This window comes from Kribbia dieselivorans NBRC 106261 (genome assembly GCF_001552435.1).
GTDB lineage: Bacteria > Actinomycetota > Actinomycetes > Actinomycetales > Dermatophilaceae > Kribbia > Kribbia dieselivorans.
Genome location: NZ_BCRE01000141.1, coordinates 1 through 11,188, shown reverse-complemented (window position 1 = coordinate 11,188; position 11,188 = coordinate 1). Strand labels below are relative to the sequence as shown.

At 71.9% G+C, this 11,188-nt stretch carries 10 protein-coding genes; 9 read left to right on the top strand and 1 reads right to left on the bottom strand.

From position 1 onward, the window contains the following. Positions 1-108 precede the first annotated feature (108 nt). Positions 109-1,719: a VWA domain-containing protein gene (locus KD1_RS11710; RefSeq protein ID WP_068402111.1), complete on the bottom strand. Its 1,611-nt coding sequence runs from the start codon at positions 1,717-1,719 to the stop codon at positions 109-111. Positions 1,720-1,830: 111 nt separating this feature from the next. Here KD1_RS11710 and KD1_RS11705 point away from each other — a divergent pair, with 111 nt between their 5' ends. The 9 genes from KD1_RS11705 to cofG all read left to right on the top strand — a co-directional run. Beyond that, positions 1,831-2,820 carry a class I SAM-dependent methyltransferase gene (locus tag KD1_RS11705; protein WP_068402109.1) on the top strand — a complete coding sequence of 330 codons (990 nt, stop codon included), beginning with the start codon at positions 1,831-1,833 and terminating at the stop codon, positions 2,818-2,820. A gap of 101 nt (positions 2,821-2,921) precedes the next feature. Beyond that, positions 2,922-3,302: a phage holin family protein gene (locus KD1_RS11700; RefSeq protein WP_068402107.1), complete on the top strand. Its 381-nt coding sequence runs from the start codon at positions 2,922-2,924 to the stop codon at positions 3,300-3,302. Positions 3,303-3,325: 23 nt separating this feature from the next. Further along, positions 3,326-4,447, top strand: a complete 1,122-nt coding sequence (hisC, locus tag KD1_RS11695; protein WP_068402105.1) for a histidinol-phosphate transaminase — start codon at positions 3,326-3,328, stop codon at positions 4,445-4,447. Positions 4,448-4,655: 208 nt separating this feature from the next. Then, entirely contained in the window at positions 4,656-5,984 is a 1,329-nt protein-coding gene (gene pdhA, locus KD1_RS11690; protein ID WP_306307019.1) for a pyruvate dehydrogenase (acetyl-transferring) E1 component subunit alpha, read from the top strand. An 84-nt stretch (positions 5,985-6,068) separates the two neighbouring features. Beyond that, a complete protein-coding gene (locus KD1_RS11685; protein WP_217995878.1) occupies positions 6,069-7,049 on the top strand; it encodes an alpha-ketoacid dehydrogenase subunit beta in 981 nt (326 codons plus the stop codon). After that, a complete protein-coding gene (locus KD1_RS17580; protein ID WP_217995877.1) occupies positions 7,046-7,987 on the top strand; it encodes a biotin/lipoyl-containing protein in 942 nt (313 codons plus the stop codon). The genes KD1_RS11685 and KD1_RS17580 overlap by 4 nt, the downstream gene beginning before the upstream one ends. Then, entirely contained in the window at positions 7,882-8,592 is a 711-nt protein-coding gene (locus KD1_RS17575; RefSeq protein WP_306307018.1) for a dihydrolipoamide acetyltransferase family protein, read from the top strand. Before KD1_RS17580 ends, KD1_RS17575 begins: the two co-directional genes overlap by 106 nt. A gap of 143 nt (positions 8,593-8,735) precedes the next feature. Then, positions 8,736-9,755, top strand: a complete 1,020-nt coding sequence (gene fgd / locus KD1_RS11675; protein ID WP_068402103.1) for a glucose-6-phosphate dehydrogenase (coenzyme-F420) — start codon at positions 8,736-8,738, stop codon at positions 9,753-9,755. Continuing rightward, on the top strand, positions 9,752-11,188 hold a 1,437-nt coding region (gene cofG / locus KD1_RS11670), incomplete at its 3' end, for a 7,8-didemethyl-8-hydroxy-5-deazariboflavin synthase CofG (RefSeq protein ID WP_217995876.1). The genes fgd and cofG, both read left to right, overlap by 4 nt.

Below are 11,188 nucleotides of genomic sequence, written 5' to 3'. Positions count from 1 at the left end.
CGGCCCTGGGGTGATGTGGCCCTGGGGTGATGTGGCCCTGGGGTGATGTGGCCCTGGGGTGATGCGGCCCTGGGGTGATGCCGCCCTACCTGCGGTGATTGGGATGGGTCAGTCTCGCCAGGACGACAGCCCGTCGACCAGCACCCGACCGATGTCGCTGGGGTCCTTCACCAGGTAGCTCTGCGTCTCGGTGGCCAGCGAGATCGCCTGCAGCGCCGCCGGGTCGGCCTCGCCCAAGCCGATGGTGACGATCGGCACCGGCTTGTCGTGGCTGTACTCCGCCCGCAACTTCTCCACGAGCTGGGTGAGGTTCAGGTCACCCCGCCCGGGGTTGTCGTCGACGCCGTCGGTGATGATCGCCACGGCGTTGACGGAGCCGTCGTCATAGGACGAGTTCATTTTGTCGAACGCCGCCCACGTCGTGTCGTAGAGCGCGGTGTCGCCGCCGACGTACTTGCCGACGCCGCTGATGGCCGTGGACAGCACCTGCCGCTGCGTCCCCGAACCGACCTTCGCCCCCAGCGGGCGCACCGGCACGACCTCGCGGTACTCCGCGCGGATCGGCCCGGAGCGGGACGAGAACACCCACACACCGACCTGGCTGGTCGGGGGCATCGAGCCCAGGGCCTGGTTGGCGGCCCGGGAGGCGACCTCGGCGCGGCTCGGGCCACCGGCGCGCACGGGTGCCTTCATCGATCCGGAGACGTCGAACACGGCCAGGAGGCGCAGCGGCGTGGCCAGCCCGCCCCACTGTTGCATCGCCACCGTCTGGGTCTTGGCGTCGGGCAGCTTGCCCACCTTGGCGTTCACCGCGCCCTCGGGCTTGGCGTCACCGACGCGGAAACCGGCATCGAGGAGCGCCGTGCGGCCCTCGGGCGTGCGCAGGGCCTTGAGGGCCACGTCGGTGGCCTCCAACCGCGCTCCGGTCAGGGTCGGGTTGGTGGCCCAGCGGTAATCCAGCGCCAGCGTGCCCTGCTTCGGCACGCTCATGCTCAGGTCGCCGTTGCTCGCGAGCACGGCCTGCTCGGTGGTGGGGAACGACTTGTCCGTGGTCTGGGCGAGCTTCGCCGTGCCCGGGGCGAGCGTCTGCGCCAGGGCGATGAACTTCGCTCCGGTCGCCTCGTCGATGGTCGTGCTGCCGTCGCGCGCGGCGAGATAGGCCGCGCGGCTGGCGGCGTCCTCCTCGAGACGAGCCAGGCGGGTGTCGCCGGAGGCCAGCGCGGCCTTCCACGAGGCCGGGGCAGCGGTGGCGTCGGCGGACGCGGAGGCGAGCACGACCGGCGACGTGGCCACGCCGGTGCCGTCCAGCCACGTTGCGCGGGCCCGCTGCGGGTCGACCTGCGTGGCCCACGACCGGGCGTCGGGCACCCACACGTCGGGTGCCTTGCGCGCGTTGATCTCGTCCACGGCCTTGGCCGAGTCCATCGCCGTGACGGTGAACGCATCGGCGCAGCTGTTGGCCTGCGCGACGGAGTCGAGTTGGGCTTGGATCACCGGCGCGATCGCCGGTGCCGCGGTCACCGTGATCGGGCTGGCGGGGCAGGTGAACCCGGGTGTGCCGCTGGCCGCCGGGTCGGCGGAGCCGTCGGCGTCGAGCGCCTGCACGACGCCGTACCCAGCGGCGGCGAGGGCCACCACGCCGGCCGCAGTGAGGACGATCGTCATGGCGGTGGGGGACGACCTACGTGCCCGGTGCGCGCCGCGTCGGGTCTCGTTCATTCGATGATCCTTCAAGGTTGTCGGCAGCTGGGGTCAGCTGACGAGGGTGCGCCGTCACACCCGCTGGGAGAAGTATGGCCGAGCGATGTCGGAAACCGGCAGGATGGGGCCATGAGCCGACACGAGAATGCGGACCGGAACGCGCTCGAGGCGCGGATGGCGAGGCTCGAGGAGCGGCTCGATGAGCGGCTCGACGCGCTGATGACCCGGCTGGATGAGGTCGAGGCGCTCGTGGCCCGGGTGGAGCGCGTCGTCAACCGGCGCGCGCGCGAGCAGCAGGACACGCTGCGCCACCTCGAGTACGAACCCGTCGCGGAGATGGTCGCGGCCCTGCAGCTGTTGCCGCGCCTGGGCGTGTCGACCGGGAACACGGCCGTGGGCCCGACTGGCGTCTCGACCGGCACGACCGGAGTCTCGACCGGGGGCACGACGCCGCCGCTCCCGGCGGTCGGCGGGTGGGCGATCGAGCCGTCCGGGCTGCTGGCCGTCGTGCATGCCGTGCAGACCCGCCGCCCGCAGCTGGTGGTCGAATGCGGCAGCGGCACCTCGACGGTGTGGCTCGGTCGCGTGCTTGCCGAGCAGGGCGGCCGCCTCATCTCGCTCGAACACGACGAGGGGTGGGCCACGCATGCGCGGGCCATGCTGGCGGAGCACGGTGTGGCCGAGGGCGTCGGGCAGACCGTCGAGATCCGGGTCGTGCCGCTCGTCGACGTCGACGTGACGTGGCCGGCGGACTCCCCCGCCGAGGGAGGTGCGCTACCCGAGGTGGGGGAGAACGCGCCGGGAGATGGGGAGGCCGCGTCGCCGGCGGGTCCTCCGTTGCGGTGGTACGACCCGGCCGCCCTGGGCGACCTCACCGGCATCGACCTCCTGCTCGTCGACGGGCCGCCGAAGGCGACCGGTCCGCACGCCCGATACCCCGCGCTGCCGCTGCTGGCGGACCGGTTGGCCGTCGACGCGGTGATCTTCGCCGACGACGTCGAACGGCCCGACGAGGCCGCCACCGTGGACGCGTGGTGCGCGCAGTGGCCGCAGCTGCGCCGCGGGACCGCCCCCTCGCGGCGGATGGCGGTGCTGCACAGGCAGGTCCAACAGAGGTAGGTCCAACAGAGGTAGGTCCAACAGAGGTAGGTCCAACAGAAGCAGGTCCAACACAGGTCATCCACAGGCGCGGGTGAGGCGACCATGCCAGACTCGGGCGCATGACGACCTTCATCTTCCGAGTCATCGTCAACGCGGTCGCGCTCTGGGTGGCCGCCCTACTCGTGAAGGGGATCCATCTCGGGGCGGGCACGACCGAGTCGACGGTCTGGACGGCGCTCATCGTCGCCCTCGTCTTCGGTGTCGTGAACGCCCTGATCAAGCCGATCGTCAGCTTCTTCGCGTTCCCGCTCGTGGTGCTGACCATCGGGTTGTTCACCTTCATCGTCAACGCGTTCATGTTGCAGATCACCGAGTGGATCGCCGACCCGCTGGGGCTGAACTTCACCATCGACCACTTCTGGTGGGATGCCGTGTGGGGCGCGGTCATCATCACGCTCGTGTCGTGGGCGCTGAGCATGTTCGTGCCCGACGGGGACTGACGCCGGACTGATATGACTACACCGTGACTGAATCGCAGACCCAGCCCGACGAAACTCCGGCCGTCACCGAGGTGCACCTGCGGGCGGCGTTGGACAACGTCCCGTCGTACGTCGCCGGCAAGCCCGCGGTCGAGCGGCCGGGGCTGACCGTGCACAAGCTCTCGTCGAACGAGAATCCGTACCCGCCGCTGCCGAGCGTGCTGGAGGTCGTCACGCGGGCCGCGGGCGAGATGAACCGCTACCCCGACATGAACGTCGCCGCGCTCTCGCAGGCCATCGCCGACGAGTTCGAGGTGCCGGTCGGGCAGGTCGCGTGCGGACCGGGCTCCGTCGGCGTGCTTGCCCAGATCATCGACGCGTTCTGCGACGCGGGTGACGAGGTCGTCTTCGCGTGGCGGAGCTTCGAGGCGTACCCGATTCTCGTCGCGCTCGCGGGTGCGACGTCGGTCATGGTGCCGGTGACCGATCAGGGACGCCACGATCTGCCGGCGATGGCGGCCGCGGTGACCGAGCGCACCAAGGTCGTGCTCATCTGCACCCCCAACAATCCCACCGGTCCGAGCGTGACCGCGCCGGAGCTGGAGGAGTTCCTGGCCGCGGTGCCGCGCGACGTCGCCGTGGTCATCGACGAGGCCTACGTCGAGTTCGTCACCGACGAGTACTGCCCGGACGCGCTGACCTTCCGCCGCAACCACCCCAACGTCATCGTGCTGCGCACGTTCTCGAAGGCCTACGGGCTGGCGGGGCTGCGCGTCGGCTACGCGGTCGCGGCCGAGCCGGTCGCCGATGCGCTGCGCAAGACGGCAGTCCCGTTCGCGGTGAGCACGATGGCCCAGCTGGCCGCCATCGCCTCGCTCACCCCCACGGCGAAGGCCGAGTTGCAGGAGCGCGTCGACGTCCTCGTGGCCGAACGCCACCGTGTGCTCGAGGCGCTCACCGAGCAGGGCTGGGACCTGCCCGACAGCCAGGCGAACTTCGTGTGGTTCCCCGTCGGGGAGCGCGCGGCCGAGTTCGCGCAGTTCTTCGACGAGGCCGGTCTGGTCGTGCGCGCGCTGGGCACCGACGGGGTGCGGGTCTCCATCGGGGAGCCCGAGGCCAACGATCGGGTCATCGCGACCGCGGCGGCCTGGCGCGCGGAGCGCTGATCACGCTCGGAGCGCTGATCAGGCGCGGAGCGCGGTCACCCCTGGGGTTCTCGTTGCCTCCCATCTCGTTCCATGAGACGGTGGAAGGACCGACGAGCCCGGCACACCCGCCACGGCGACTCGGCGGTTGCTCGACACCGACGTCAAGCAACTGACATCCCGCGTCCTGCGTCGGCGACCCCGAGCAGGAGGACAAAGGAGGCGAATCGTGAGCGATCACACCGTCGTGACCACCCCTGGCTCCACTCCGGAGTCGCCCCGCTCGAGCGCGTCCGGCTCGACGACGTCGGGCTCGAGGACATCGGGCCCAGCGTCCGCGAGCGCGCACCCACCCACCGCGCGTTCCACCGATCCGCGCCTGCACCGCGACCTGTCCCGCGGCGGCCCGGAGATGGTCCAACTGCTCACCCCCGCCGGGCAGCGCGTGCCCGACCCGGCCTGGGACCGCTGGATCGACGACCTCACCCCCGACGACCTGCGCGGCTTCTACCGCGACCTCGTCATCGTGCGCCGCTACGACTCCGAGGGTCACGCCCTCCAGCGGCAGGGCGAGCTCGGGCTCTGGCCCTCGCTCAAGGGTCAGGAGGCCGCCCAGATCGGTGCGGCCGCTGCGCTCCGCGACCAGGATCACGTCTTCCCGACCTACCGCGAACACGGAGTCGCGTATGCCCGGGGTGTCGACCCGCTCAGCCCCTTGGCCGTGTGGCGGGGCACGACCACCGGCGGCTGGGACCCCGACGAGCACAACTTCCACCTCTTCACCGTCGTCATCGGCGCCCAGACCCTCCACGCCACGGGCTACGCGATGGGGGTGCGCCTCGACGGCGCCTGCGCCACCGGCCACCCCGAGACCGACGTCGCCACGCTGGCGTTCCTCGGCGACGGCGCCACGGCCCAGGGTGATGTCAACGAGGCGTTCGTGTACGCGGCCGCGTTCGACGCTCCGGTCGTGTTCTTCGTGCAGAACAACCAGTGGGCCATCTCGGCGCCGGTCACCAAGCAGACGCGCGTGCCGCTGTACCAGCGGGCGGCGGGCTTCGGGTTCCCCGGGCTGCGCGTCGACGGCAACGACGTGCTCGCCGTCCTGGCCGTGACGCGGGCAGCGCTGGCCGAGGCGCGCAGCGGGCAGGGACCGTTGCTCGTCGAGGCCTTCACCTACCGGATGGGCGCGCACACCACCGCCGACGACCCGACGCGCTACCGCAGTGCCGAGGAGGTCGAGGCGTGGGCCGACCGCGACCCGATCGCCCGCCTGCGCGCCCATCTGGTGGCGCAGGGCTGGGCCGACGGCGCGTTCTTCGCCGAGGTCGACGCGGCCGCCGACGCGTTCGCGGCCGACGTGCGGGCGCGGCTGCTCGCGCTGCCCGACCCCGATCCGAGCACGATGTGGGACCACGTCTACGCCGAGGACCACCCGGTCATGGCCGCCGAGCAGGCGGCGCAGGCCGAGTACCTGGCGTCGTTCGTCGAGGACGGCACAGTCGAGGACGGCGTCGAGGACGGCGCAGTCGGACACGCCGAGGGGCAGGAGGCCTGAGTGAGTTCGACGCAGCAGGGGTCAACCACACGCAGTTCAACCCCACGCAGCGCGCCGGCCCGGGCTGAGGACACGACCGGGCCGGTGTCCATCGGGATCGGCAAGGCGATCAACGCCGGGCTGCGGGCCGCGCTCGCCGCCGACGATCGCGTCCTGATCATCGGCGAGGACATCGGTCGACTCGGCGGGGTGTTCCGCGTCACCGACGGGTTGCAGGCCGAGTTCCGCAACGCGCGCGTCATGGATTCGCCGCTGGCGGAGTCCGGCATCGTCGGCACCGCGATCGGGCTGGCGATGCGTGGCTACCGGCCGGTCTGCGAGATCCAGTTCGACGGGTTCGTCTACCCGGCGTTCGACCAGATCGTCAGCCAGGCCGCGAAGTTGCACGCGCGCAGCGGCGGGCACCAGCGCATCCCGCTCGTCGTGCGGATCCCGTACGGCGGCGGCATCGGGTCGCCGGAGCACCACAGCGAATCACCGGAGGCGTACTTCGCGCACACCGCCGGACTGCGGGTCGTCACGTGCGGCACGCCGCAGGACGCGTACTGGATGATCCAGCAGGCCATCGCCAGCGACGATCCGGTGATCTTCCTCGAGCCGAAGCGGCGCTACCACGATCGGGCCGAGGTCGATCTGGGCGCGACGGCTGCGCCGCGCGGGTTGTACGAGGCTGCGGTGGCGCGGCCCGGCGACGACGTCACGCTCATCTGTTACGGCCCGACCGTCGCAACGTGCCTCACGGCGGCGTCGGCGGCGGCCGAGGAGGGCACGTCCGTCGAGGTCGTCGATCTGCGCTCCCTCTCGCCGCTCGACATGGACACCGTCGTCGCGTCGGTGCGCCGAACCGGCCGCGCCGTCGTCGTACACGAGGCCAGCAGCCAGCTCGGCATGGGCGCCGAGGTCGCCGCGCAACTCATGGAGCGCTGTTTCTACGACCTCGAGGCTCCGGTCGTGCGCGTCGCGGGGGCGAACATTCCGTACCCGCCGAGCCGGTTGGAGAAGTACTTCCTGCCCGATCTGGATCGGGTGCTCGACGGGATCGACCGTGTGATGGAGGCGCCGTGAAGCGGACCTTCACCCTGCCGGACCCCGGCGAGGGACTCATCGAGGCGGAGATCGTCGAGTGGCAGGTTGCCGTGGGGGACACGGTGACCGTCAACCAGGTGCTTGTCGAGGTCGAGACGAGCAAGTCGCTGGTCGAGTTGCCGAGTCCGTGGGCGGGCACGGTCGTCGAGCTCCTCGCGCAGGTGGGCGAGACCATCGCAGTCGGATCGCCGATCGTCACCATCGACGACGGTGTGGTGACCGAGGGTGCGCTGGCCGAGGGTGTGGTGGCCGAGCAGGCCGCGCCGGAGGACGGTGCGGCCGGGTCCGGGGGTGGCGCGGCGGAGCGCAGCACGGCCGGGTCGGGAGAGCCGGCTGCGCCCGTCGCGCATGAGGGCAGCGGACCCACGCTCGTCGGGTACGGCGCGGCTCCGTCGGCGACCACGCGGCGCAGACGTGTGGGCCGTGGCGCGGGGCGTGCGGCGTCACCGGAGCGTGACGCGGTTTCCACAGCAGCGGTCCCAGCAGCGGTTCCAGCAGCAGCGGTTCCAGCGGCAGCGTCGCCCGTGGCAGCAGTTGCAGCAGCAGCGGTCCCAGCGGCAGCGTCGACGACCGCCAGACCGCGCAGCGCGCCGATCGTCCGGCGCCTCGCACGCGATCTGGGCGTCGACCTGGCGGTGGTCACCCCGACCCGGCCGGACGGGATCATCACCCGCGACGACGTGCTGGCGCTGGCCGAGCACACCCAGCCGAGCTCGACGCGGCCGGTCGAGACTCCGGCACCCGATGCCCGGGTCAACGCTCGGGTCCCACTGGGGTCACCACTCAGGACAGCGCCGCCAACGCTCGCGGCGTGGCACGCGAACCGATCCGCGGCGTCCGGCGGGCGATGGCGCAGGCGATGGTCGCCTCGGCGTTCACCGCTCCGCATGTCACCGAGTTCCTCACCGTCGACGTGACCGCGACGATGGACCTCATCGAACGACTCTCCGGCAGTCGCGAGTTCGAGGGTGTCAAGCTCACGCCACTCGCGCTCGTCGGCCGGGCCATGTGTGCCGCCGCGCGCCGCCACCCCGGCGTCAATGCCTCCTGGGACGAGGCCGCCGGCGACGTCGTGCGCTTCGGCTACGTCAACCTCGGCATCGCGGTGGCCACGCAGCGCGGCCTCGTCGTCCCGAACATCAAGGACGCCGACCTGCTCGGCCTGCGCGACCTCGCCGCTGCGCTGGGCACGCTGACCGACACCGCGCGGGCCGGGCGGGCCACTCCCCATGACCTGGCCGGCGGCACGATGACGATCACGAACGTCGGGGTCTTCGGGGTGGACACCGGGACGCCGATCCTCAACCCGGGCGAGGCCGTCATCCTCGCGTTCGGCGCGGTGGCACGCCGCCCGTGGGTGGTCGTCGGCCCGGACGGCACGGAGTCGATCGAGCCACGCTGGGTGACCCAGTTGGCGCTGTCGTTCGACCACCGGCTCGTCGACGGCGAGTTGGGCAGCACGTTCCTCGCCGACATCGGCGCGCTGCTGCACGACCCGGCCCAGGCCTTCGTGTGGGGCTGAACCCCCGTCGAACCCCCGTTGAGTGATGGATCCGCGTCCCCCAACCGCCGCGATAGGGGTCGCGGATCCATCACTCGGCGGGGTTGTCTCGCCCTCTGACGCGGGGGTGTCCAGGGTGGGCTTCTCACCCCTAAAGTGCGCACATGACACCCATCCCTAACTCCCTTCGGTTCGGTTACAAGGCCTCCGCCGAGCAGTTCGGCCCCCGCGAACTGGTCGAGTTGGCCGTGCTCGCCGAGGAGGTCGGCCTCGACAGCGTCGCCACGAGCGACCACTTCCTGCCGTGGCGGGCCAACGGGGGGCACGCGCCGTTCTCGATCGCGTGGATGGCGGCGGTGGGCGAGCGCACGCGCCGGGTGCAGATCGGCACGAGCGTGCTGACACCGACGTTCCGCTACAACCCGGCCGTCATCGCGCAGGCGTTCGCGACGATGTCACTGCTCACGCAGGGCCGGGTGTTCCTGGGCGCCGGCACCGGTGAGGCGCTCAACGAAACGGCCGTGAGCGGAGCGCCGTGGCCCGAGTTCAAGGAGCGCTTCGCCCGCCTGCGCGAGTCGGTGCGGCTCATGCGCGCCCTGTGGACCCAGGACAGCGTCAGCTTCGAGGGCGACTACTACACGACGGTGAACGCGCAGATCTTCGACCGTCCGGAGCAGCCGGTGCCGGTCTACATCGCCGCCGGCGGGCCGGTCGTGGCCAAGTACGCCGGCCGCGCCGGTGACGGGTTCATCTGCACCAGCGGCAAGGGCATGGACCTCTACACCGACAAGCTCATCCCGGCCGTCAAGGAGGGCGCCGCGGCCGGTTCGCGCGACTACGACGCGCTCGACCGCATGATCGAGATCAAGCTCAGCTACGACCGCGACCCGGCCGCCGCGCTGGAGAACTGCCGGTTCTGGGCGCCGCTGTCGCTGACGCCGGAGCAGAAGCACTCGGTCGACTCGCCGCAGGAGATGGAGCGCCTGGCCGACGAACTGCCGATCGAGCAGGTCGCCAAGCGCTGGATCGTCGCGCACGACCCGGCGCAGGCGGCGGCGGCCGTGCAGGAGTACGTCGACGCCGGGTTCACCCACCTGGTGTTCCATGGTCCGGGCGGTGATCAGCGTCGGTTCCTGACGCAACTGAGCGAGGACGTCCTCCCGCTGCTGAAGACCGCGCCGTGACGTCCGACCACGGCCTGCGCCGCGCCCTGGCCCGCGCCGACCGGGGCGTGGCCCTCGACGTCGCCGAGGCCACCGCGCTCCTGAGCGCTCGCGGGGACGACCTGACCCGACTGTGCTCCGCCGCGGCCCGCGTGCGCGACCTCGGCCTCGACCAGGCCGGCCGCCCCGGCGCGGTGACGTACTCGCCGAAGGTCTTCATCCCGATCACCCGACTGTGCCGCGACCGCTGCCACTACTGCGCGTTCGTCAAGACGCCCGCGCAGCTTCGCGCGGCCGGCGAGGAGATGTTCCTCTCCGTCGACGAGGTCGTCGCGATCGCCCGCGCCGGCGCGGCGGCCGGGTGTGGCGAGGCGCTGTTCACCCTGGGCGACCGGCCGGAGGACCGGTGGCCCGAGGCCGCGGAGTGGCTGCACGCGCGCGGCTACGACTCCACCCTTGACTACGTTCGCGCCCTGGCGATCGCCGTACTCGAGGAGACCGGCCTGCTGCCGCACCTCAACCCCGGAGTCATGTCGTGGGCAGAGTTGGCGCGACTCAAGCCGGTGAGCCCGTCGATGGGCATGATGCTCGAGACGACGTCGGCGCGGCTGGGCGAGCCCGGCGGGCCGCACCACGGGTCACCCGACAAGGAGGACCCGCAGATCCGCCTCGACGTCCTCGAGAACGCGGGCCGCCTCAACATCCCCTTCACCACGGGGATCCTCGTGGGCATCGGCGAGACCGACACCGAACTGGCCGAATCGATCTTCGCCATCCGCGAGGTCGCTCGCCGGCATCGGCACATCCAGGAGGTCATCGTCCAGAACTTCCGGGCCAAGGAGCGCACGGCGATGCGCGCGACGCCCGACGCCTCCCTGGACCGCCACCTCGCGGCCGTCGCGGTGACCCGCCTCGTGCTCGGCCCGACCGCGCGGGTGCAGGCGCCGCCGAACCTCGTCGAGATCGAGGAGTGTGCGGCGCTGTGGCGCGCCGGGGTCGACGACTTCGGCGGCATCTCGCCGGTGACGGCCGACCACGTCAACCCGGAGCGGCCGTGGCCGAGCCTGGACGCACTGCGCTCCGTGGGTGCGTCGGCGGGGTTCGAGTTGCGCCCGCGCCTGACCGTCCACCCGCAGTACGCGCTGGCCGGAGAACCGTGGATCGACCCGCAGGTGTGGCGTCACGTCGTCGCGTTGCGGGGGTCCGACGGGTTGCTCGACCCCCAGGCGCGGCCGGCCGGACTGCCGTGGCAGGCGCCCGACGAGGCGTTCGTGGCCACCGGTCGCACCGACCTGCACACCTCGATCGACACGCAGGGGCGGAGCGCGGATCGGCGCAGCGACTTCGAGGACGTGTACGGGGACTGGGCGCAGGTCGCCGCCGCGGCGAGCCGGGCTGGGTCGGCGATGCCGGCCCGACTGGACTCCGAGGTGCGCGAGGCGCTCGCGGCCGCC